General features: G+C 60.9%; 21 protein-coding genes. 13 read left to right on the top strand and 8 right to left on the bottom strand.

The features are described 5' to 3' along the window. Nucleotides 1–208: 208 nt before the first annotated feature. From ASE98_RS16440 to pilG, 6 genes are all read right to left on the bottom strand, one after another. Complete coding sequence (locus tag ASE98_RS16440; protein ID WP_060542396.1) at nucleotides 209–667, bottom strand: chemotaxis protein CheW; 459 nt, start codon at nucleotides 665–667, stop codon at nucleotides 209–211. Beyond that, a complete protein-coding gene (locus ASE98_RS16445; RefSeq protein WP_060542397.1) occupies nucleotides 660–6,566 on the bottom strand; it encodes an Hpt domain-containing protein in 5,907 nt (1,968 codons plus the stop codon). Before ASE98_RS16445 ends, ASE98_RS16440 begins: the two co-directional genes overlap by 8 nt. A gap of 18 nt (nucleotides 6,567–6,584) precedes the next feature. Beyond that, nucleotides 6,585–8,663: a methyl-accepting chemotaxis protein gene (locus tag ASE98_RS16450; RefSeq protein ID WP_060542398.1), complete on the bottom strand. Its 2,079-nt coding sequence runs from the start codon at nucleotides 8,661–8,663 to the stop codon at nucleotides 6,585–6,587. 158 nt (nucleotides 8,664–8,821) lie between these two features. Beyond that, nucleotides 8,822–9,361, bottom strand: a complete 540-nt coding sequence (locus ASE98_RS16455) for a chemotaxis protein CheW (protein ID WP_060542399.1) — start codon at nucleotides 9,359–9,361, stop codon at nucleotides 8,822–8,824. A gap of 10 nt (nucleotides 9,362–9,371) precedes the next feature. Further along, on the bottom strand, nucleotides 9,372–9,737 hold the full coding sequence (gene pilH, locus ASE98_RS16460) for a twitching motility response regulator PilH (RefSeq protein WP_060542929.1): 366 nt from the start codon (nucleotides 9,735–9,737) through the stop codon (nucleotides 9,372–9,374). A 57-nt stretch (nucleotides 9,738–9,794) separates the two neighbouring features. After that, complete coding sequence (gene pilG, locus ASE98_RS16465; protein WP_060542400.1) at nucleotides 9,795–10,199, bottom strand: twitching motility response regulator PilG; 405 nt, start codon at nucleotides 10,197–10,199, stop codon at nucleotides 9,795–9,797. 359 nt (nucleotides 10,200–10,558) lie between these two features. Between pilG and gshB the strand changes: the two genes are divergently transcribed. The 7 genes from gshB (at nucleotide 10,559) to ASE98_RS16500 (ending at nucleotide 16,580) form a co-directional block, all read left to right on the top strand. Beyond that, the gene (gshB, locus tag ASE98_RS16470) at nucleotides 10,559–11,530 is read left to right on the top strand and encodes a glutathione synthase (protein WP_060542401.1); all 972 of its coding nucleotides are present in this window, start codon (nucleotides 10,559–10,561) and stop codon (nucleotides 11,528–11,530) included. Nucleotides 11,531–11,594: 64 nt separating this feature from the next. Then, complete coding sequence (locus ASE98_RS16475; protein WP_060542402.1) at nucleotides 11,595–12,494, top strand: energy transducer TonB; 900 nt, start codon at nucleotides 11,595–11,597, stop codon at nucleotides 12,492–12,494. 192 nt (nucleotides 12,495–12,686) lie between these two features. Continuing rightward, entirely contained in the window at nucleotides 12,687–13,259 is a 573-nt protein-coding gene (locus ASE98_RS16480) for a YqgE/AlgH family protein (RefSeq protein WP_060542403.1), read from the top strand. Then, nucleotides 13,259–13,696, top strand: a complete 438-nt coding sequence (gene ruvX, locus ASE98_RS16485) for a Holliday junction resolvase RuvX (protein WP_060542404.1) — start codon at nucleotides 13,259–13,261, stop codon at nucleotides 13,694–13,696. Before ASE98_RS16480 ends, ruvX begins: the two co-directional genes overlap by 1 nt. Before the next feature lie 80 nt (nucleotides 13,697–13,776). Next, complete coding sequence (pyrR, locus tag ASE98_RS16490) at nucleotides 13,777–14,280, top strand: bifunctional pyr operon transcriptional regulator/uracil phosphoribosyltransferase PyrR (protein WP_060542405.1); 504 nt, start codon at nucleotides 13,777–13,779, stop codon at nucleotides 14,278–14,280. 27 nt (nucleotides 14,281–14,307) lie between these two features. After that, nucleotides 14,308–15,312, top strand: a complete 1,005-nt coding sequence (locus ASE98_RS16495) for an aspartate carbamoyltransferase catalytic subunit (RefSeq protein ID WP_017341269.1) — start codon at nucleotides 14,308–14,310, stop codon at nucleotides 15,310–15,312. Continuing rightward, nucleotides 15,309–16,580, top strand: coding sequence for a dihydroorotase (locus tag ASE98_RS16500; RefSeq protein WP_060542406.1), 1,272 nt, complete (start codon nucleotides 15,309–15,311; stop codon nucleotides 16,578–16,580). The genes ASE98_RS16495 and ASE98_RS16500 overlap by 4 nt, the downstream gene beginning before the upstream one ends. Before the next feature lie 94 nt (nucleotides 16,581–16,674). On the opposite strand, the gene ASE98_RS16505 is transcribed toward ASE98_RS16500, so the two are convergent. After that, nucleotides 16,675–17,106, bottom strand: a complete 432-nt coding sequence (locus ASE98_RS16505) for an NINE protein (protein WP_060542407.1) — start codon at nucleotides 17,104–17,106, stop codon at nucleotides 16,675–16,677. A gap of 250 nt (nucleotides 17,107–17,356) precedes the next feature. Between ASE98_RS16505 and ASE98_RS16510 the strand changes: the two genes are divergently transcribed. Further along, a complete protein-coding gene (locus tag ASE98_RS16510; protein ID WP_060542408.1) occupies nucleotides 17,357–17,977 on the top strand; it encodes a C40 family peptidase in 621 nt (206 codons plus the stop codon). 144 nt (nucleotides 17,978–18,121) lie between these two features. On the opposite strand, the gene ASE98_RS16515 is transcribed toward ASE98_RS16510, so the two are convergent. Continuing rightward, nucleotides 18,122–19,156, bottom strand: a complete 1,035-nt coding sequence (locus ASE98_RS16515; protein WP_060542409.1) for a type IV pilus twitching motility protein PilT — start codon at nucleotides 19,154–19,156, stop codon at nucleotides 18,122–18,124. Between the two features lie 56 nt (nucleotides 19,157–19,212). Between ASE98_RS16515 and ASE98_RS16520 the strand changes: the two genes are divergently transcribed. The 5 genes from ASE98_RS16520 (at nucleotide 19,213) to metX (ending at nucleotide 23,069) form a co-directional block, all read left to right on the top strand. Beyond that, nucleotides 19,213–19,899, top strand: coding sequence for a YggS family pyridoxal phosphate-dependent enzyme (locus ASE98_RS16520; RefSeq protein ID WP_060542410.1), 687 nt, complete (start codon nucleotides 19,213–19,215; stop codon nucleotides 19,897–19,899). Between the two features lie 33 nt (nucleotides 19,900–19,932). Then, nucleotides 19,933–20,751, top strand: a complete 819-nt coding sequence (proC, locus tag ASE98_RS16525; RefSeq protein ID WP_060542411.1) for a pyrroline-5-carboxylate reductase — start codon at nucleotides 19,933–19,935, stop codon at nucleotides 20,749–20,751. Nucleotides 20,752–20,775: 24 nt separating this feature from the next. Then, complete coding sequence (locus ASE98_RS16530) at nucleotides 20,776–21,363, top strand: YggT family protein (protein ID WP_060542412.1); 588 nt, start codon at nucleotides 20,776–20,778, stop codon at nucleotides 21,361–21,363. Further along, on the top strand, nucleotides 21,363–21,659 hold the full coding sequence (locus ASE98_RS16535; protein ID WP_060542413.1) for a DUF167 domain-containing protein: 297 nt from the start codon (nucleotides 21,363–21,365) through the stop codon (nucleotides 21,657–21,659). Before ASE98_RS16530 ends, ASE98_RS16535 begins: the two co-directional genes overlap by 1 nt. A gap of 270 nt (nucleotides 21,660–21,929) precedes the next feature. Next, nucleotides 21,930–23,069, top strand: a complete 1,140-nt coding sequence (gene metX, locus ASE98_RS16540) for a homoserine O-succinyltransferase MetX (protein ID WP_060542414.1) — start codon at nucleotides 21,930–21,932, stop codon at nucleotides 23,067–23,069. Nucleotides 23,070–23,071: the final 2 nt, after the last annotated feature.

The raw sequence follows: 23,071 nt of genomic DNA on the forward strand, positions 1-23,071 counted from the left end.
GCTCAGGCTTCAAGCGTAAAAGCGCAATGTTTCCATACAACGCGATCCAGTACAGGGGCTGGCGCATTCGTTCGTTACAGTGGCGTCACTTTTAGATTGGTGGGCAGGGACCCGCTTCCACGGGAGATCGCATTTCAGGGTGGGAGCGGGCTTGCTCGCGAAGGGGCCGATGGAAACACCGCAGAGCCTCGATCAGTCGATCAGTCGATCAGTCGATCAACCCGGCATTCACCAGCAACCCTTCCAGCGCCAACAAATCCGGCACCTTCGCCACATGTTCCCCCACCTGCACCGCCGCCTGTTCCAGCGAACATAACGACACGTCCACATAACTCAACTGACTGTCGAGCTTGTAAGACCGTGGAATCCCCTGCACCAGCAATGCGATGAATTTCAGGTCCGGGCGCCCTCCCAATGCATTGAGAATGACGATCCGCGCGCGCTCGCCGATGACGGTTTTCTGTCCGCAAGCCGATTCGAAACTCAGCAACGGAATCTGCCGGTCGCGCCAGGTCACCAGGCCCAGGTACCACGGCGGAGTATCGAGGTCGAAGGTCCCCTGCTGGTAGTCGATCAGCTCCGCAACCGCAACGTTGGGCAGGATCAGATTGCGGTCGGCCAACGGCAACAGCAGGCCGGTGAGGTTGCTGGTGCGGTGTTCAAGCATTGGATCTGCTCCACAAGGCGATGCTTTCGAGCAACACCGATTCCTGGTATGGCTTGCCAAGGTAGTCGTTGACACCGATGGCCATGGCGCGGTCGCGATGTTTCTGCCCGGTACGTGAAGTGATCATGATGATCGGCAGGTGTTGCAGGCGTTCATCATTGCGCACCTGAGTCGCCACTTCGAAGCCGTCCATGCGCGGCATCTCTATATCCAGCAGCATCAGGTCGGGCGTGTGTTCTTCGAGCAGCAGCATGGCGTCGACGCCGTCCTTGGCGGTCAGCACGCTCATGCCATGGCGTTCGAGCAAACGGCTGGTGACCTTGCGCACGGTGACCGAATCGTCGACCACCATGACCAGCAACGGCCGCTGCGGCTCGGCCTCGACTTCATGCCCAACCGGTCGTTGCCGCACCCGGGCTTGCAGGGCGCGGATCGGCGCCAGCAGATCCAGAATCAGCACCACTCGGCCGTCTCCGAGAATCGTCGCACCGGACACTCCTTGCACGGCCGCAAACTGCGGCCCCAGGCTCTTGACCACGATCTCGCGGGTGCCCGCCATGGCATCCACCTGCACGGCGATGTGCCGCTCGTTGCACTGCACCAGCAGCACCGGTAACGGCAAGACCTGACCCAACAGTTTCGGTCGCACACCGGTTTTCAGCAGCTCGCCCAGATAGCACAGTTCATAGCACTGCCCCGCGTACTCGTACGTCGGTGGATCGAGCCGGTAATGCCCTTCCAGCTCATTGGGCAAGACGCGAACGATGCCATCAATGGTGTTGAGTGGAATCGCGTATTGATCCTCAGCGCACTGCACCATCAGCGCCCGGTTGACCGACACGGTAAACGGCAGCCGAATGCGGAAATGCACACCTTGGCCAGGCACAGAGTCGATGCTCATGGTGCCACCCAGCTGCCGTACCTCTTCGTGCACCACGTCCATGCCGACCCCACGCCCGGAAATCTGGGTAATTTTCTCGGCGGTGGAAAAACCGGGCTGGAGAATGAATTGCAGCACCTCGTGGTCGCTGATGCTGCTGTCCGGTTCGAGCAAGCCACGCTTGATCGCCTTGCGCCGCACCGCTTCGAGCGGCACACCGGCGCCGTCGTCGCGAAGATCGAAGATGATGTCGCCGCCCTCGCGCAGCAGATCGAGGGTGATCCTGCCCTTGGCCGGCTTGCCCGCCGCCAGACGCGTCTCGGCGGACTCCAGGCCATGGTCGACGGCGTTACGCAGCATATGTTCCAGCGGCGCAGCCATGCGTTCGAGGACGCTGCGATCCATCTCGCCTTCGGCGTTGTCGACGATGAAGTCCACGTCCTTGCCCAGTTCACTGGCCACTTGCCGGACGATGCGTTGCAAACGCGGCAACATCCGCTCGAACGGCACCATGCGCGTACGCATCAGACCTTCCTGCAACTCGGTGTTGATGCGCCCCTGCTGTTGCAACAGGTTTTGCGCGTCATGGTTGCGTCGGTCGAGGGTTTCCTTGAGGTCGAGCAAGTCGGAGGCGGATTCGAACAACGCCCGGGACAGTTGCTGCAATTGCGAATGACGGTCCATTTCCAGCGGGTCGAATTCCTCATAGCCGAGACGCTCGGCATCGACCTGCTGGCGGCTGAGCATTCGCCCCTGGGTTTCGGTATCGAGGCGGCGCAATTGGTCACGCATCCGCTCGATGGTGGTTTCCATTTCGTGCAGAGCGATCTGCGCGTCGCTGACCTGTTGCTCGATGCGACCACGGAAGATCGACGTTTCCCCGGCGAGGTTGACCAGATCGTCAAGCAGCTCCGCTGAAACCTTGACCATGTCCACGCCGGCCTCAGGTTGCGCCAGCAATGGCTCGGCCTTCGACACCGCAAGGGTTGCAGCCGGTACCTGGACATCCGCCGGGCTCGAGTGGGTGAAATTCCTGATTGCGTCGAGCAAGCGATCCGTCGGCGGCATCGACTCACCGGCGCGGGCCGCATCCAGCATTTGCGCCAGGCGATCCTGGCTGCGCTGCAACAAGGCGAACAACGGCGACGCGGGTTGCAGCACGCCAGTGGACAAGCCCTCGTAGAGGAACTCCAGCTCATGGGCCAGGTCGCCGATCGCGGCGATTTCCACCATGCGCGCACCACCCTTGAGGGTGTGCAGATCGCGCAGCAGGGTTTCCACTTCCTGGCGACTCGAAGGTTGGGCCTGCCAGCGCAACAGTGCCGCGCCGGAGCTTTCGATGATGTCGTAACCTTCCTCGAGGAAGATCTCCAACAGCTCGGGGTCGTGGGCAGCCGAGTTGTTAGTGGCTGCCGGCTCGCTCACATCGGCATTGCCCGTATGGCCCTGACGGTAGGCGCGAATGGCCTCGATCAACTCAGCGCAATTGTCCAGCGGCTGGCGGGCCTGCAAGTGTTCAAGGTATTGCGCCAGACGGTCGTGGCTACGCTGCAACAGCTGCGCCAATGCATCGCTGTGCAAATATCGGCGATCCATCAGGCCTTCATAAAGGCTTTCCAGCTCATGAGCCAGATCACCCACCTGAACGATCTCGGCCATCCGCGCGCCGCCCTTGAGCGTGTGCAAGTCACGTTGCAGGGACGACAGCGGTGCCGCATTGTCCGGATCGCGTAGCCATCGCTGCAACGCCTGGCCGGCGCTTTCGAGTATGTCCAGCGCCTCTTCAAGGAAGATTGCGACGATCTCGTCATCCAGCCCCGCCGCCTTCGTGCTCAGCTCCAGTTCGGCGGTGGCACTGCTCAGCTCGCGAATGCTCAGGGTACGGCTACCGTCGCTGCGAATCAGGCCCATGGCCGACGGGTCGAGGCTCTCGTCGAGCAATCCGCGCAGCGCCGTGATCCGATGCGGTTGCGGACTGACTTCCTGGCCGGCGGCCAACTCGTCGAGCATATTGATCAGCGCTTCGTGAGCACTCTGCGCCTCATGGAAAAACCGCTCGCTGACCGCCAGGCTGCTTTCTTCCACAGCGCCGTAGAGATCAAGCAAGGCTTCGCAAAGCTCATCCACAGGATGCAAATCGGCCAGGTGTGCGCCTTCGCCGAGGGTGGTCAGTTCGTCCAGCAGTGCGCTGAGCTCCTGACGCTCGCCAGGGTGCTGTTGCCAACGCTGCAACAGGCTTTCGGCGTCCAGCAGGATGTCCATGCCTTGGGCGAGGAAGTTGTTGATCAACTGCGAATCGCGCTTGACCCGGGTTGCGCTACTCGGCGCGCTCAGTAACGCCTCCAGGCGTTCGGCCAGCAACGCCCTGGCGCGCTCGATCAAGCGTTGGGCCCCGGGAATCTCGGCCAGGGGATCAACCTTGAGTTGACGCAATCCAAGGCGAAACAAGCCTTCGGCTTCCAGCAGCAGTTCGACTTCGTCCAGGTCGAGGGCAATCAGGTGTGCCTTGTACTCCCGGGCCAACCGATCCAGCGGCGCCGCCAGCTCGGCTATCGGCAGGACGCCGGCCATCGAAGCACTACCCTTGAGGGTGTGCAAGGCGCGCTGCAACTCGTCAGTGGCCTGCAAAGGGACGTGTTCGGCGGCCTGATCGAGGAAGCGGTTGAGACTGGCGAGATGGGTTTCGGCCTCTTTGCGAAAGATCTCCAGCAACAGTGGATCGAGCGCCGTGACGTCCTGCGTGTCCTCGTCGGACACCGACTCATCGCCCTTGGCCAAGGCATGAGCACGGGCGGCCAACTGGTCAACATCGTTGCGCTGGCGCTGGGCATTGGCGGCATATTCAGCTACCACTTCCGGCAGCAGATGCAGCACTTCGCCGACCAGTTTTTGCACAGTGACACCCGGTTCCACGCTGTTTTCCAGTACGCGGTTGAGCAGGTTTTCCACAGCCCAGGCCAGTTCGCCAAGAACCAGGGCGCGGACCATCCGGCCACTGCCCTTGAGGGTATGGAACGCCCGACGCAGCTCACTCAGGGCCGACCGGTCCTCGAGGTTGATCGACCAGCGTGGCAAGTACTCACGAAGGATATCCAGGACTTCGTCGGTTTCCTCGAGGAACACTTCTCGCAGCTCGTCATCCACAGGCGTTTCGCCAGCGGGCGGCGGCAACAGGCTGCCCGGAGTGCTCCGGGCCGGCGGATTGAGGGCCGATACCGGACTGGCCAGCACATCGGCCAGGGACTGGACGACGTCCGGATCGGCCAGTTCCTGCATCATCTGCATGACCTGCGCTTCACTGGGGCTCAGAACATCATCGAGCACCGGCACATAGTGTTCGCTGGGGTAAAAACCGAGGGCCGCCAGGCTTTTCTCTGCGACGTCGAGCAACGCTTCGCCCGGCGCTTCGGGGTCATCGCTGAGGCGTTCCAGGTAATACTCGATGCTGGTGATCACGTCGGCCAGGTTGTCCAGTTCCTCCCAGCCCGGCTGATCCGGTTCGAGTAGCAGGTGCTCGCGGATAAAGTGGTTACAGGTTTCGATCAGGCTCGCCGCACGGCCCAGCGCAATCATCGCCAGCGCGCCGCGCACCTGGGTCAGCAAAGCCGGCAATGCCTGCAAATGCTGACGGTCCCAATCGGCGTCGATGTAGTCGACGATCATGTCCTTGGCCTGCTGCAGGCAGATGCGCGCTTCCTTGATCACGATCTGGTGGATCTGCGTCAGGTCGGTGGTCGGCAAGCGACTGTCCTCCTGGCTTTCCGGCTCCACCGTGCCGACCATGCCGGCCAGGGTCGCTTCGACGTACAGCAAGGCCCCGGCGACATCCATGAGGATCGCGTCGTTGGGCTCGCGCTGACCCTGGGCCAGGCTCAGGACCACCGCCAATTGATCGATGATGACCTTGCGCGGCTGGCCGAAGCCCAGTACTGCCAGGGTATCGGCGATTTGCCGCAGGGGCGCCAACAGGCTGTCGAGGTCGGACGTGTGCTGCCGGTCGCTGCGCACGAACAGGTCCAGGCGTTCCTTGACCCGCACCAGTTCTTCGCACAGCGCCGCGAGCACCGAGCGCATCGCATCGCGGTCTGGCCCGGCCAGTCGTGCGCGTTCTTCGTCGACCATCGCACTGTCAGGCAGCGCGTCGTCCAGGGAGTAGCGATCTTTCATGGTCAGCATCTGCCCGGTGGGATGATCGGCCTTGGCAATGTAAAACAATAAACTTTTCAGCAATTGCGGCGGCGCCGGCTGATTGATGCCGGGCATGCCCACTTCGAGCAGGCGCTTGAGTTCTTTGTCGGCGTCCTTGAACAGGCTGCGCAACGCTGGACTGTTGGCAATCGCGCCGCCCTGCATGCCTTCGACCAGCGCCGAAGCGACTTGCCATAACGGGCTCAGCGGCGCATTGGCAGACAACCCTTCGAGACGGGCGAAGACCTTGGCCAGATAATCGAGATTGGTCTCGCTGTCCTGTTCACGCAGAAAACCCACCAGGGCCATCTGCAGCATTTGCCGCAACTTGCGCAGAACGCTGGGGAGCTCAACTGGCTCGAGCAACGCCAGCGCCTCTTCATCCAGGGGCGGCAGTTCGGGCAGTTGCGGGCTGAACAGGCTGGTTTCCGACAACAGGTTTTCACCACGGGCGCTGCGCAGATCGTTGATCAGCGGCAGCACCACCAGTGGCAAATCGCGGCGCGCGCCCTGCACCCGATCCAGATAGATCGGCAGTTGTCCGAGCGCTTGCATCAACAGGTGCAACGCCTCGTCGCGATGGCTGACGCGATTGTGCTGCAGGGCGATGGTCAATTGTTCCATCTCTTCGGCGAGCAGCGCCGCGCCGTAGAACTCGACCATCTGCAAACTGCCATGGACCTGATGGATGCACGCCAGGCAGTTGTCCAGCGCGTGCAGAGCCTGCGGATCATCAAGCAGGGTTTCGATCGCCTGGTGAGCGACCCTCAACGTTTCGGCAATCTCGCCCTTGACCCACTCCAGGGCCACATAGTCGTGCCGATCAGCCATAACCACTCCAGTTACCATTCATACACCAATGGGCGGTTCAGCTTTGTCCACAACCTGCGCCTTGGCCGCCGGCAAGGTGAAACCGGAAACCGAACGGCGCAACTGGCTGGCCATTTTTGCCAGGTTGCCGATGCTCTCGGCCGTGGCGGTGGAGCCTGACGAGGTCTGCGTGGTGATCTGCTGGATCACGTTCATCGTCAGGGAAATCTGACCGGCCGACGACGTCTGCTGCTGCGCGGCATTGGAAATACTCTGGATCAGGGCCGCCAGGGTCTTGGAGACGCCTTCGATTTCTTCCAGGGCCACCCCGGCATCGTGCGCCAGACGCGCACCGCGTACCACCTCTGTGGTGGTCTGCTCCATGGAGATGACCGCTTCATTGGTGTCGGTCTGGATCGCCCGCACCAGGGTTTCGATCTGCCGCGTGGCCGCGGAAGAGCGCTCGGCCAGGCGCTGGACTTCATCGGCGACCACGGCAAAACCGCGTCCGGCATCACCGGCCATGGAAGCCTGGATCGCCGCGTTGAGGGCCAGGATGTTGGTCTGATCGGCAATGTCATCGATCAGGCTGACAATGTCGCCGATTTCCTGGGAAGACTCACCCAAGCGCTTGATGCGCTTGGCGGTGTCCTGAATCTGCTCGCGAATATTGTCCATGCCGTGGATGGTGTTGTGCACCACCTCGTTGCCCTTGTTAGCGATCTCCACCGAGCGCTCGGCCACGGCCGAGGATTCTGCGGCGTTGGCAGACACCTGGTCGATGGACTCGGCCATGTCGTTGATCGCCGCGGAGGCTTCGCAAATTTGCTGGGCCTGATGCTCCGAAGCCTGAGCCAGGTGCATCGCCGTGGCCTGGGTTTCCTGCACGGCGGCAGCGACCTGGCCGGCGGTGAGGTTGATGGTCGCCACCAGGTCGCGCAGTTGGTCCACGGAATAATTGATCGAGTCGGCGATGGTCCCGGTGAAGTCTTCGGTTACCGATGCAGTCACTGTCAGGTCGCCATCGGCGAGGTCTTCGATTTCGTCGAGCAGACGCATGATCGCGTTCTGGTTACGCTCGTTTTTCTCGGCGGTTTCGCGCAACTGGCGATTGGTTTCGCGCACCATCACCAGGCCGATGAGAATGATCGAGGCCAATGCCAGCAGCCCCAGCACATAACCGCCAATGGTATCGGTGCTGCGCCCGCCGGCGAGGTTTTCGAAGCCGCTGGCCAGGTGCGAGGCTTCGTCGAGCAGGGTTTGCGACAAACTGAAAATATTGCTCGCCGACTCACGGACCTTGAACAGCTCCGGCGAGGTTTCGAGGATTTCATCCACCGAGCCCGAGACGAACTCGAACAGTTCGGATATTTCCGCAAGACGGACGCGGGCATCGCGGTCTTCGACCTGGCTGACCTTGAGCGCCGTGTCACCCTGCAACATGCCGTTGAGCACCTTGCCGAATTGTGTCGCGTCACGCCCGAAGGCGTCCGCGGCCTGCTGGGAGTTTTCGTCACCGGCCAACACCGTGTTCACCGCACCGAGAATCCGCTCGGCCAGCAATGACTGACGCTGAGCCATCGCGACCTGAGCGGCCGGGGCGCCGCGCTGCAGGAGGGTTTCGACAACCTTCTCGTACTCGATCTGCAACTGCGGCACGGTTTCGGCCAACGTCGCGGCGACCTGATGCAGCGACAGCACAGTCTGCTCGCTGGACAGAATCGCGTCGGTGTTTTTCAGCAGACGCTCCCAATCCTGCTGCACAGCGCGCATCTGCGGACGCATGCTGCTGGGTGCCGGTGGCAAGCCGGTGACCGGATCGCCTTTCTTCAGGTAACCCCAGCGCCGGGCAAAGTCATTGCGAGCATCACTGAGCAACTTGAACGCGGCAGCCTTGCCGGCGGCGGCTTCAGTGGCATTCTTGGCGATGCGTTGGGACAACACGCGCAGTTCACCGGCGTGGCCAATGTACTGTTTGTCGTAGGTGGCCTGGGTGTTGAGGTAGGCGAAGTTGGCGAACAGCAGCATGATGAAGACGATCAGCGCGATAAACAGCGCGATGATCTGCGACCGACTGCGCGACCCTTCCATTGGCATGCCTTCTTTTGCTTTTATCATCGGTCCTCGCCTGTTAACCAACACCTTCCAAGACTTACCGAGGGCCCCTGTGGGAGCGGGCTTGCTCGCGAATTCGGTCACTCCTTCAACAGTGAAGCTGACTGACGCACCGCTTTCGCGAGCAAGCCCGCCCCCACATTGGATCTGTGTTGCTGCTGTCACACCGCGACATTCATGAACCCCTGGGACCGCACCAACGCAAACGGGCTGAACACCCGCCAGCACTTCTCACGGGCAAACCGCCCCTGGATAAACGCCGCCATCGCTCCCCGCAACTCGTGGGCCGGCACTGGCTCCAGAGTGTCCCGGGCAAAGTGCTGCAGGCCGAAAACTTCATCGACTATCAAGCCGGCAAATACGTCTTCATGCTCAACCACCAACACCCGCCGCTGCCGACGCACCGCTGACAGCTCATAGCCCAAGAAACCGGACAGATCCATGATCGGCAGCAGCCGCCCGCGCAAGTTGGCCACACCTTTGACCCATGGTTTCACTCCCGGCAGCTGCGTGAAGCGTGGCTCGTGCAACACTTCACCGACTTCGCCCATGGGCGCCACGTACCAGTGTTCACCCAGGCGAAATCCAATGCCGCTCCAGCTGTCCCGGCGAGTCGGCTGGGACGGCAGGTCCGCCGCCAGCAGACGACAGCGCCGGTCGATTTGCAGCAACAGTTCGAAAGCCGTCAGCGACTCGCTCATGGGCAGTCGATCAACCGGCCAGCACGTTGTTCAGGGTTTTGATCAGGGTCTCTTCATCGACCGGTTTGGTCAGGTAGTCCCTGGCCCCCTGGCGCGTGCCCCAGACCTTGTCGGTTTCCTGATCCTTGGTGGTGATGATGATCACCGGGATGTGCCCGGTATCCGGGTCTTTGGTCAACTGACGAGTCGCCTGGAAGCCGTTGAGGCCTGGCATGACGATGTCCATCAGGACCGCATCGGGCTTTTCCTGGCGGGCCAGGGCCACGCCGTCGGCACCGTTTTCGGCTTTCAGGACTTCATGACCGTGCTTTTCCAGCATGCCGGTCAATTTGTACATTTCAGTCGGCGAATCATCAACGATCAGAATACGTGCCATTTTCTTCCCCATTCTTATAGACGCCAGGCCCGATGGCCGAACGTCACTGTGAGCGTCCTACTGCGGCAAAACGGCGGCGAAGCCAGGAACATGGGCCTGGATCGCATCAAGCAACTCTTCCTTGCTGAACGGCTTGGTCAAAAACTGATCGGAGCCGACGATGCGCCCCTTGGCCTTGTCGAACAGCCCGTCCTTGGACGACAGCATGATCACTGGCGTGGACTTGAATGCACTGTTGTTCTTGATCAGCGCGCAGGTCTGATAGCCATCAAGGCGCGGCATCATGATATCGACGAAGATGATGCCGGGATGATTGTCGGCGATCTTGGCCAGGGCATCGAAGCCGTCGATGGCCGTGATGACCTCGCAACCGACGTTCTTCAACAACGTTTCGGCGGTGCGGCGAATCGTCTTCGAATCGTCGATCACCATGACCTTCAAGGCGTTGGGGTGCTGTTCCATATCCGCTCTTCCGTCGCCTTTACGAATCAATTTGTCCGCTTTTGGGTAATCGGTGGCTCGAAACCCTTGATACTCAAGGGCCAGCACGACATGGCAGTCTTTTTAGCACAGTCTCCAAATCCAATCTATCAGGCGACCGGCGCAGTGGTTTTTCCTTGACCGGGAACAGACTCAGCGCCAATCTGACGCCACTTTTATACGGCCCTGCGCTGTTTTTCCTGTAGGAGCGAGCACGCTCGCGATGGACGTCAACGCTAACGCGCAAAACCTGGTGCCCCGCGGTGTACCTGGGTTCATCGCGAGCATGCTCGCCCCTACAGGAATTCGGTATCTGCCCCCAAATTTTCGAGGAAAACCCAATGAGCGTTCGCGTCGGGATTGTCATGGACCCTATCGCCAGCATCTCCTATAAAAAGGATAGCTCGCTGGCCATGCTGCTGGCCGCGCAGAAGCGCGGCTGGGAACTGTTCTATATGGAACAGCGCGACTTGTACCAGGCCGAAGGCCAGGCCCGGGCGCGGATGCGGCCGCTGCAGGTTTTCGCCAATCCGGAAAAATGGTTCGAACTGGGCGCTGAAAACGACGCGCTGCTGAGCGATCTGGACGTGATCCTGATGCGCAAGGATCCACCGTTCGACATGGAATTCGTCTATTCAACCTATTTGCTGGAACAGGCCGAGGCCGCCGGCGTACTGGTGGTCAACAAGCCGCAAAGCCTGCGCGATTGCAATGAAAAGCTGTTCGCCACGCTGTTCCCGCAGTGCACACCGCCGACCATCGTCAGCCGTCGCCCGGACGTGCTGCGCGAATTCGCCGACCATCATGGCGATGTGATTCTCAAGCCGCTGGACGGCATGGGCGGCTCTTCGATCTTTCGCCACACCGCCGGCCACCCGAACCTCTCGGTGATCCTTGAAACCCTGACCCTGCACGGTCAGCAGCAGATCATGATCCAGGGCTACCTGCCGGCCATCGTCGATGGTGACAAGCGCATCCTGATGATCGACGGCGAACCGGTGGATTACTGCCTGGCGCGGATTCCGGCCGCTGGCGAAACCCGAGGCAACCTGGCCGCCGGTGGCCGTGGCGAAGCCCGCCCGTTGACCGACAAGGATCGCTGGATTGCCGCCCAAGTGGGCCCGACCCTGCGTGAAAAAGGCCTGTTGTTCGTCGGTCTGGACGTCATCGGCGAGCATCTGACCGAAATCAACGTCACCAGCCCGACCTGCATACGCGAAATTGATAATGCGTTCGGCACAGACATTGGCGGCATGCTCATGGATGCCATTGAGAAGAAGCTGCAAGCTGCAAGCTCCAAGTCGCAAGCTTGAAGCTAAAAACCAACATTGCGCTATCATGCCGGGCTTGTAAAAGCGCGATGTTGGTTTTTTTGTCATGACCCTCCCGTCCGATCTGCCCGCAGAACTCGCCCATCATGGCGTGCGCCCGGCCGATCGCCTCGGTTTTACCCTGTTTCTCGCGGCACTGATCCACCTGGCCTTGCTTTTGGGCGTCGGGTTTGCAGTGGTCGAGCCCAAACAGATCAGCAAAACCCTGGAAATCACCCTCGCCACCTTCAAAAGCGAAAAGAAGCCGGAAAAAGCTGACTTTCTCGCCCAGGAGAATCAGCAAGGCAGCGGCACGCTGGATAAAAAGGCGATCCCCAAGACCACTGAGATAGCGCCGTTCCAGGACAACAAGGTGCAGAAGGTCACGCCACCGCCGGCCGCCAAGCCTGAAGTCCAGGACGCCCCGCCCAAGGCAGCGGTGACCACGGTCGCGCCAAAGCCGAAAAAAGCCCCCGCGAAAACCGAAGAACCCAAAGTTCAGGCCAAACCCCAGGTCCAGGCACCGACGTTCGACAGCGAACAGTTGTCCAGCGACATCGCCAGTCTGGAAGCGGAATTGGCCAACGAACAGCAGCTGTACGCCAAACGCCCGCGCATCCATCGCCTGAGCGCCGCCTCGACCATGCGCGACAAGGGTGCCTGGTACAAAGACGAATGGCGCAAGAAAGTCGAGCGCATCGGCAACCTCAACTACCCCGACGAAGCACGGCGCAAGCAGATCTACGGTAATTTGCGCCTGATGGTGTCGATCAACCGCGACGGCTCGCTGTACGAAGTGCTGGTACTGGAGTCTTCTGGGCAACCGCTGCTGGACCAGGCGGCGCAACGCATCGTCAGGCTTGCTGCGCCTTTTGCGCCGTTTACCGGAGATCTGTCGGACATCGACCGCCTGGAAATCATCCGCACCTGGAAGTTTGCCCGCGGCGACCGGCTTTCAAGCAACTGACACCCCACAAATCCCCTGTGGGAGCGGGCTTGCTCGCGAATGCGGAGTGTCATGCAGCATTGACGGCGACTGACACACCGTATTCGCGAGCAAGCCCGCTCCCACATTTGTGATCGATTGATAACTGAATCGGGGCATTTCCTGCGCATCCGCAGCTTGTCAGTTCGCCCCTCCAACGCCACACTAGCGCACATGAAAAACGTCAGCCCCAGCTACCTCAAGCATCAATTCCTGATCGCCATGCCGCACATGGCCGACCCGAACTTTGCGCACACCTTGACCTATATCGTCGAGCACACGGCCAATGGTGCCATGGGGCTGGTGGTCAACCGCCCGCAAGATCTGAATCTGGCCGACATTCTTGAGCAATTGCGCCCGGATATCGAACCGCCTGCGCTCTGCCAGCATGTGCCGATCTTCATCGGCGGCCCGGTGCAGACCGACCGCGGTTTCGTCCTGCACCCCAAGGGGCAGAGCTATCAGGCGACCGTTGATCTGCAAGACGAGTTGTCCCTGTCGACCTCCCAGGACGTGCTGTTTGCCATTGCCGATGGCGTCGGACCAGCGAAAAGCCTGATCGCCCTCGGCTACGCCGGCTGGGAAGCCGGGCAACTGGAAGCCGAACTGGCCCAGAACGCCTGGCTGAACTGCCCGTTCGAAGCCGACATCCTGTTCAACACCAGCAGCGAACTGCGCCTGGAAGCGGCCGCCAGGCACCTGGGCGTCAATCTCAGCCTGCTGACCAGCCAGGCGGGGCACGCCTGATGGCCCTGCGGCTGATTCTGGGATTCGACTACGGCACCAAACAGATCGGCGTTGCGGTCGGCCAGGTGATTACCGGGCAGGCCCGTGAACTGTGCACCTTGAAGGCGCAGAACGGCATTCCCGACTGGAACCAGATCGAGGCCCTCATCAAGGAGTGGAAACCCGATGCCGTGGTGGTCGGACTGCCCTTGAACATGGACGGCACGCCCAGCGACATGTGTGCCCGTGCGGAAAAATTCGCCCGGCGCTTGAACGGTCGCTTCAACCTGCCCTTTTATACCCATGATGAACGCCTGACCACCTACGAGGCCAAGGGCGAACGCCTGGCCCGGGGTGGGCAGAAAGGCAGTTACCGCGACAACCCGGTCGATGCCATTGCCGCCGCCCTGCTGCTGCAAGGCTGGCTCGACGAAAACAGCGAGCTGTTCGAATCCTGAAGAGCCGTCTTGACGCCTCTCTATAGTGACAACCCGAGCCCCCAAGCAACAACCCGGCTCGGGCCCAAGAAGGAGCAACCATGAGCCTGCCCAATCCCGCCGAACTGATCAGCCAGATGGCCACCGATCTCAAGGCACACCTGGAACTGCGCGGCATCAGCGAACCGCGCTTCATCGGTATCCGTAGCGGCGGCGTCTGGGTCGCTCAAGCCTTGCTCAAGGAACTGGGCAGCCATTCGCCCCTCGGCACCCTCGACGTTTCTTTTTATCGCGACGACTTCAGCCAGAACGGCCTGCACCCTCAGGTGCGCCCTTCGGCCCTGCCGTTCGAAATCGAAGGCCAGCATCTGGTGCTAATCGATGACGTGCTGATGAGCGGCCGTACCATCCGCGCCGCCATGAACGAACTCTTCGATTACGGACGCCCGGCCAGCATCACACTGGTGTGCCTGCTGGACCTGGACGCCGCCGAGCTGCCGATTCGCCCGAACGTGGTCGGAGCTACCCTGAGTCTGGCCGCCCACGAGCGGGTGAAGCTGTCCGGCCCCGAGCTTGCGCTCGAGCTGCAAGACCTCGCCCTTTAATTCGCCCTATTGAGAGTCCCCCTTGCGATGACGCCTCTAGAAACCAAGCGCCCGCTGCAGCTCAATGATCAGGGCCAACTGCGCCACTTCCTCTCGCTCGACGGTTTGCGCCGCGAGCTGCTGACGGAAATCCTCGATACCGCCGACTCGTTCCTCGAAGTCGGCGCCCGGGCGGTCAAGAAAGTCCCGTTGTTGCGCGGCAAGACCGTGTGCAACGTGTTCTTCGAGAACTCCACCCGCACCCGCACCACCTTTGAACTGGCGGCCCAGCGGCTGTCGGCGGACGTGATCACCCTGAACGTGTCGACCTCGTCGGCCAGCAAGGGCGAAACCCTGCTCGACACCCTGCGCAACCTGGAAGCCATGGCCGCCGACATGTTTGTCGTGCGTCACGGTGACTCCGGTGCCGCGCACTTCATCGCCGAACATGTGTGCCCGCAAGTGGCGATCATCAACGGTGGCGACGGTCGTCACGCCCACCCGACCCAGGGCATGCTCGACATGCTCACCATCCGTCGACACAAGGGCGGTTTCGAAAACCTCTCGGTAGCCATCGTCGGTGACATCCTGCACTCGCGGGTCGCACGCTCGAACATGCTCGCGCTGAAAACCCTCGGTTGCCCGGACATCCGCGTGATCGCGCCGAAAACCCTGCTGCCGATCGGCATCGAGCAATACGGCGTGAAGGTCTATACCGACATGGCCGAAGGCCTGAAAGACGTCGACGTGGTGATCATGTTGCGCCTGCAACGCGAACGCATGGCCGGCGGCCTGCTGCCGAGCGAAGGCGAGTTCTACCGCCTGTTCGGCCTGACCACCGCACGCCTGGCCGGCGCAAAGCCGGATTGCATCGTCATGCACCCGGGGCCGATCAACCGTGGAGTGGAGATTGAGTCGGCGGTAGCCGACGGCCCGCATTCGGTGATCCTCAACCAGGTCACCTACGGTATTGCCATTCGTATGGCCGTTTTGTCCATGGCCATGAGCGGACAGACTGCGCAGCGCCAATTCGAACAGGAGAACGCCCAGTGAAGCTCAGCATTCTCGGCGCACGCGTAATCGACCCGGCCAGCGGCCTGGATCAAGTCACCGATATCCACATCGAAGCCTGCAAGATCGTCGCCATTGGCGCGGCGCCGGCCGGTTTTGTCGCCATCGACACGCTCGACGCCAACGGCCTGGTCGCCGCCCCTGGCCTGGTCGACCTCAATGTCGCCCTGCGCGAGCCGGGCTACAGCCGCAAAGGTTCGATCATCAGCGAAACCCGTGCCGCGGCAACCGGCGGTGTCACCAGCCTGTGCTGCCCGCCAAAAACCAAACCGGTACTGGACACCTCGGCCGTGGCCGAACTGATCCTCGACCGCGCGCGCGAGGCCGGCAACACCAAAGTCTTCCCGATCGGCGCCCTGAGCAAAGGCCTGGACGGCGAACAGCTTGCAGAGCTCGTGGCACTGCGCGATGCCGGCTGCGTGGCCTTCGGCAACGGCCTGGAGAGCTTCCGCAACACCCGCACCCTGTGTCGGGCACTGGAATACGCGGCGACTTTCGACCTGACGGTGATTTTCAACTCTCAGGACCATGACCTGGCCGAAGGTGGCCTGGCCCATGAAGGCCCGACCGCAAGCTTCCTCGGCTTGCCGGGCATTCCGGAAACCGCCGAGACCGTGGCTCTTGCCCGGGACCTGCTGCTGGTCGAGCAAAGCGGTGTGCGCGCACACTTCAGCCAACTCACCAGCGCTCGCGGCGTAGCCCTGATTGCCCAGGCCCAGGCCCGCGGGCTGCCAGTGACTGCCGATGTGGCGTTGTATCAGCTGATCCTGACCGATGAAGCCCTGATCGACTTCAGCAGCCTCTATCACGTGCAACCACCGCTTCGCACCCGTGCCGACCGCGACGGACTGCGTGCCGCCGTGAAGTCCGGGGTGATCTCGGCCATCTCCAGCCATCACCAGCCCCACGAGCGCGACGCCAAGCTGGCCCCCTTCGGTGCTACCGAGCCGGGCATCAGCAGTGTCGAGTTGCTGCTGCCGCTGGCGATGACCCTGGTGGAAGACGGCTTGCTGGACTTGCCGACACTGCTGGCACGCTTGAGTGCCGGTCCTGCCGAGGCCTTGCGCCTGCCGGCGGGCAAATTGGCGGTGGGGGGCGCTGCAGACATCGTGTTGTTCGACCCTGCGGCTTCGACCGTTGCCGGTGAAACCTGGCTGTCCAAGGGCGAAAACTGCCCGTTCATTGGTCACAGCCTGCCGGGCGTAGTGCGCTACACCCTGGTGGATGGCCGGATCAGCCACCAGGCGTAAGACCGCGTCGCCTCAATCGCCAGCAGGGCTGGCTCCCACACAGGATCTGTGAACGACACAAATCCCCTGTGGGAGCTAGTCTGCTAGCGATGACTTACTGGAAGGCGCGTCTATTCTGCGCGTTGCGCAGCGACACTTGATCATTCAGCGTCCAGAAGTCATACAGGATCCCGATAAAGAACAAGCCGCCCGTCAGCAGGTACAGCAAGCCGCTGATCCACTTGCCCTGATACATACGATGCACCCCGAACACCCCGAGAAACGTCAGCAGAATCCACGCCACGTTGTATTCGATCGGCCCGGCGGTAAACCGCAGGTCTGCCTCACGGTCCATGGCGGGGATCAGAAACAGGTCGATCAGCCAGCCGATACCCAGCAAACCGAAGGTGAAGAACCAGATCGTCCCGGTCACCGGCTTGCCGTAATAAAAACGGTGAGCGCCGGTAAAACCCAAAATCCACAGCAGATAGCCAATGACTTTGCTGTGGGTATCTTGCTGAGCGACAGACTGTTGATAGGGGTTCATTGATGACCTCGAGGCAGACGATAGATAAATATTGTTTATTTCTTTGTGACTTTTTTACGGGTTGCCGACGTATGGCAATTACCGCTTTCACCACTGTCAAACCCTTGTAACACGCGACTTCTGTCCGACAATTGCGTCAATTTGCCGCTTCTTTGCCGCTGTTGACCCCCAGGTTGAATCGACCAACGGCCTCGGAAGGGACAAAAAAGCTGTTATAAAGTTGCGCGTTCACCTATTCGAGCCCTGCCTAATGCGTCCATTTTTCAAGACATGGCTAACCATTTGCCTTTTGATGCCACTGGCCGCCCACGCCACCAATCGTGAGCAACGTCTTCCAAACGTTAATGGTTACACCCCAAAATCCCATGCTTCTGCTCCTTCGAACAAAAGCACAAAACCGGTCAAGCAAGCGCCTCAGCTGAGCAGCAGCAAGAGCAGCCTTGTCCCGCCAATGGCGAGCAAGGAAAGCAGTAACGTGCTGAGCCGCGCTGTGAACGTCCTCGGTACTCCGTATCGTTGGGGCGGCAGCAGTCCAAGTAAAGGCTTCGATTGCAGCGGTCTGGTCAAATATGCGTTCGACGACGCCAGCTTTGATCTTCCTCGCACCTCCAATGCCATGGCCAGCGGTCATGGGGAGAAGGTAGATCGTGAAGACTTGAAGCCGGGCGACCTGATTTTCTTCAACATCAAGAGCCGCCGGGTCAATCATGTTGCCATCTACCTGGGCAACGACCGCTTTATCCACGCACCACGCCGTGGCAAGTCGGTATCCATCGACACCCTGAAGAAACCGTACTGGGAAAAACACTACGTGGTTGCCAAGCGGGTTCTGCCGAAAGAACAGAACCAGATGCGGGTTGTTCAGCGTTGATCTGACTGTCCGGGGTAACCCTTGGAATCGCTTTGAGCATGCCGGCCCATTCGCGAGCAAGCCCGCGCCCACAAGGATTGGTATAGTCCATGTGGGAGCGGGCTTGCTCGCGAAGGCGTCCTTGAAAAGCCCTGCAACTCCCCCTCAGAAGCTATCCGGCGAGCGCGCCTTCTCCCGCGCATGCTCACGACTGACCAGCCCCTTGGTCACCAAATCCTTCAAGCTCATATCCAGCGTCTGCATCCCCAGCGAGCCTCCCGCCTGAATCGCTGAGTACATCTGCGCCACTTTGTCCTCCCGGATGAGGTTACGGATCGCCGATGTCCCCAGCATGATCTCCCGGGCCGCAATGCGCCCGCCCCCGACTTTCTTGACGAGTGTCTGGGACACCACCGCCAGCAACGATTCAGAGAGCATCGAGCGCACCATCGACTTCTCGTCCCCCGCAAATACATCCACCACCCGGTCGATGGTCTTGGCCGCCGAAGTGGTGTGCAGCGTGCCGAATACCAGATGCCCGGTTTCCGCGGCAGTCAACGCCAGGCGAATGGTTTCCAGGTCACGCAATTCCCCCACCAGGATCACGTCCGGGTCTTCGCGCAACGCCGAGCGCAGGGCTGTGGCGAAACTGCGGGTATCGCGGTGGACCTCACGCTGATTGATCAGACATTTGCGCGGTTCATGAACGAATTCAATCGGATCTTCAATGGTAAGGATGTGGTGATGACGATGGCTGTTGAGGTAATCGATCATCGCCGCCAACGTGGTGGACTTGCCGGACCCCGTCGGACCGGTCACCAGCACCAGGCCGCGCGGAGCATCGGTCATTTTGCGGAACACTTCCCCCATGCCCAGTTCGTCCATGCTCCGCACTTTCGAGGGGATGGTGCGAAACACTGCGCCCGCGCCACGATTGTGGTTGAACGCATTAACCCGAAAGCGCGCGACACCGGGCACCTCAAAGGAAAAATCGATTTCCAGGCGCTTCTCGAAGTCCACCCGCTGACTCTCGCTCATGACGCCATGGATCAGCGCCTGGACCTGTTCGTGGTCCAAGGCGGGCAAATGGATACGCCGAACATCACCGTCGACCCGAATCATCGGCGGCAGACCCGCAGAAAGGTGCAGGTCGGATGCGCCTTGTTCTGCGCTGAACGCCAGCAGTTCAGTGATATCCATAGCGCTCCTCAATTCCAGTAGAATGCCGCGAACCTTCAGACCGCCGGCGCTTCTTGATGTCCAACATAGCAGACAACATTCTTCAGGTTAGTTCGCGCATACATGCCGCAACACTTGCCGCCCGGCGCGACGAAAACAGCGTCCAGTTGCTGGCCGTGAGCAAGACCAAACCTGCGGTCGCGCTGCGCGAAGCCTATGCGGCCGGTCTGCGCGACTTTGGCGAAAACTATCTGCAGGAAGCCCTTGGCAAGCAGCTCGAACTGGCTGACCTGCCCTTGATCTGGCACTTCATCGGCCCCATTCAGTCGAACAAGACTCGCGCTATCGCCGAGCATTTCGCCTGGGTGCATTCCGTGGACCGCCTGAAAATCGCACAACGCCTGTCCGAACAACGCCCTGCCGACTTGCCCCCCCTGAATATCTGCATCCAGGTCAACGTCAGTGGTGAAGCCAGCAAATCCGGTTGCAACCCGGCCGACCTGCCGGCCCTGGCCAATGCCATCAGCACCCTGCCGCGCCTGAAGTTACGCGGATTAATGGCGATTCCCGAGCCCACGGAAGATCGCGCGGCCCAGGATGCCGCGTTCGCTGCGGTACAAAACCTGCAAGCCAGCCTCGATCTGCCACTCGACACACTTTCCATGGGCATGAGCCACGACCTTGAGTCGGCCATTGCCCAAGGCGCCACCTGGGTTCGCATCGGTACAGCCCTGTTTGGTGCCCGCGATTATGGTCAGCCATGAAATGACGCACTCTTTCTTTTATAAGGACCTGACATGAGCAAGACACGCATTGCCTTTATCGGTGCCGGCAACATGGCCGCCAGCCTGATCGGCGGCCTGCGGGCCAAGGGTCTGGAAGCGGCACAGATCCGCGCCAGCGATCCATTTGAAGAAACCCGCGCCCGGGTAAATGCCGAACTCGGCATTGAAGTGTATGCCGACAACGTTCAAGCCATTGAAGGCGCTGACGTAATCGTCCTGGCGGTCAAACCCCAGGCCATGAAAGCCGTGTGCGAAGCCATTCGGCCAAGCCTTGCTCCCGAACAGTTAGTGGTGTCGATCGCTGCCGGTATCACTTGCGCCAGCATGAACAACTGGCTCGGCAACCAGCCGATCGTGCGCTGCATGCCCAACACCCCGGCGCTGCTGCGTCAGGGCGTGAGCGGCTTGTTTGCCACGGCCCAGGTCACTGCTGAACAACGTCAGCAAGCGCAAGAGCTGCTCTCGGCGGTCGGTATCGCCCTGTGGCTGGACCAGGAACAGCAACTGGACGCCGTCACTGCCGTTTCTGGCTCGGGGCCGGCGTACTTCTTCCTGCTGATCGAGGCCATGACCGCCGCCGGCGTGAAACTCGGCCTGCCAGCGGACATCGCCGCACAACTGACCCTGCAAACTGCCCTGGGTGCCGCTCACATGGCAGTTTCCAGCGACGTCGACGCCGCAGAACTGCGGCGCCGCGTCACCTCGCCTGCGGGGACCACGGAAGCCGCAATCAAATCGTTCCAGGCCAATGGCTTTGAAGCCCTGGTAGAAAAAGCACTGGGTGCCGCTGCGCACCGCTCGGCCGAGATGGCTGAGCAACTCGGTCGCTAATCAGCTCTTACAAAGGAATCAAAGATGCTCGGACTCAATGACGCTGCCATTTTCATCATTAAAACCCTTGGCAGCCTGTACCTGCTGATCGTGCTGATGCGCTTCATCCTGCAACTGGTGAGGGCCAATTTTTACAACCCGCTCTGCCAGTTCATCGTCAAGGCCACTCAACCGCTGCTCAAACCACTGCGTCGAGTCATCCCCAGCATGTTCGGTCTGGACATGTCGTCGCTGGTGCTGGCGCTGATCCTGCAGATGCTGTTGATTGCCGTCATCCTGGCGCTCAAAGGCATCATGGTCGACCTGGTGCTGTTGGTGCCGTGGGCACTGATCGCGCTCTTCTCACTGTTTTTGAACATTCTGTTCTACGCGATGATCATCAGCGTAATTCTGTCCTGGGTAGCCCCGGGGAGCCACAATCCCGGCGCAGAGCTGGTGGCGCAGATTACTGAGCCGGTGCTTGCGCCGTTCCGCCGGATCATCCCGAACCTGGGTGGTCTCGACATTTCGCCGATCTTCGCGTTCATCGTGATCCAGCTGCTGCAAAGCTGGCTGATCCCACGCCTGGCGTTTTTTGCCTACATGCCCCAAGGGATGCTCGGCTTGATCTGATGAGCTACTTTCGCTGGGACGGTGACGACCTGATTCTGGAGTGTCACCTGCAACCGGCCGCCCGCAGCGATGATTTCTGCGGGCGGCATGGCGATCGCCTGAAAATCCGCCTGACCGCTCCGCCGGTCGAGGGCAAGGCCAATGCGTACCTGATGGCGTTTCTGGCCAAGGCGTTCGGGGTTTCCAAGAGTCAGGTCAGCTTGATCAGTGGCGAGTTGAACCGGCAGAAACGGGTACGGATCTGTTCGCCGAAGAAGTTGCCCGATTTGCCGGGGCTTGATGCGCGCACAACTTGAATGCGCGTCGCCGCCGCCCCTCACCCCAGCCCTCTCCCGAGGGAGAGGGGGCCGATTTGTGTCGATTTCAGGACCTGAGTTCGACTCGATTGCCCAGGTCGATGCAGCTCGAATAATCGACTCGGTCAGTCCCCTCTCCCTCCGGGAGAGGGCTAGGGTGAGGGCAGCGCTTGCAAGCCATACACCCATTTACCAAACACCCCCGCCATTGCTTGCCGCTAACCCCACCGGTCTTTAGACTTACGCCTCATTTCAACGAGAGCAGGGTCGATGCCAGCTGCCTTTCCCCCCGATTCTGTTGGTCTGGTGACGCCGCAAGTGGCGCACTTCAGCGAAGCCCTGGCATTGGCCTGTGGTCGATCGCTCCCGGCCTATGACCTGATCTATGAAACCTACGGCACGCTGAACGCCACGGCGAGCAACGCCGTACTGATCTGTCACGCCTTGTCCGGTCACCACCATGCTGCTGGCTACCATAGCCCCGAAGACCGCAAACCGGGTTGGTGGGACAGCTGTATCGGACCCGGCAAGCCGATCGACACCAGCAAATTCTTCGTGGTCAGCCTGAACAACTTAGGCGGCTGCAACGGCTCCACTGGCCCGAGCAGTGTCAACCCCGAGACCGGCAAGCCATTCGGCGCCGACTTCCCGGTGCTGACCGTGGAAGACTGGGTGCACAGCCAGGCGCGCCTGGCCGACTTGCTCGGCATCGACCAATGGGCTGCGGTCATTGGTGGCAGCCTCGGCGGCATGCAAGCCCTGCAATGGACCATCACCTACCCGGACCGGGTACGCCACTGCCTGGCCATTGCCTCGGCACCCAAGCTGTCAGCGCAGAATATCGCCTTCAACGAAGTGGCGCGCCAGGCAATCCTCACCGACCCCGAGTTCCACGGCGGCTCGTTCCAGGAACACAGCGTGATCCCCAAGCGCGGGCTGATGCTGGCGCGGATGGTCGGGCACATCACCTACCTGTCCGACGACTCCATGGGCGAGAAATTCGGCCGCGGCCTCAAGAGTGAGAAGCTCAACTACGACTTCCACAGCGTCGAGTTCCAGGTCGAAAGCTATTTGCGCTATCAAGGTGAAGAGTTCTCCGGACGTTTCGACGCCAACACCTATCTGTTGATGACCAAGGCGCTGGACTATTTCGATCCGGCGGCGAACTTCGACGATAACCTGGCAAAAACCTTCGAAAACGCCAAGGCCAAGTTCTGCGTGATGTCGTTCACCACCGACTGGCGATTCTCCCCTGCCCGTTCCCGGGAACTGGTGGACGCGCTGATGGCGGCGCGCAAAGACGTCTGCTACCTGGAGATCGACGCACCGCAAGGCCACGACGCCTTCCTGATTCCGATTCCGCGCTACTTGCAGGCCTTCGGCAATTACATGAACCGCATTACGTTGTGAGA

The sequence above is a fragment of the Pseudomonas sp. Leaf48 genome (genome assembly GCF_001421885.1).
In the GTDB taxonomy this organism is placed as follows: domain Bacteria; phylum Pseudomonadota; class Gammaproteobacteria; order Pseudomonadales; family Pseudomonadaceae; genus Aquipseudomonas.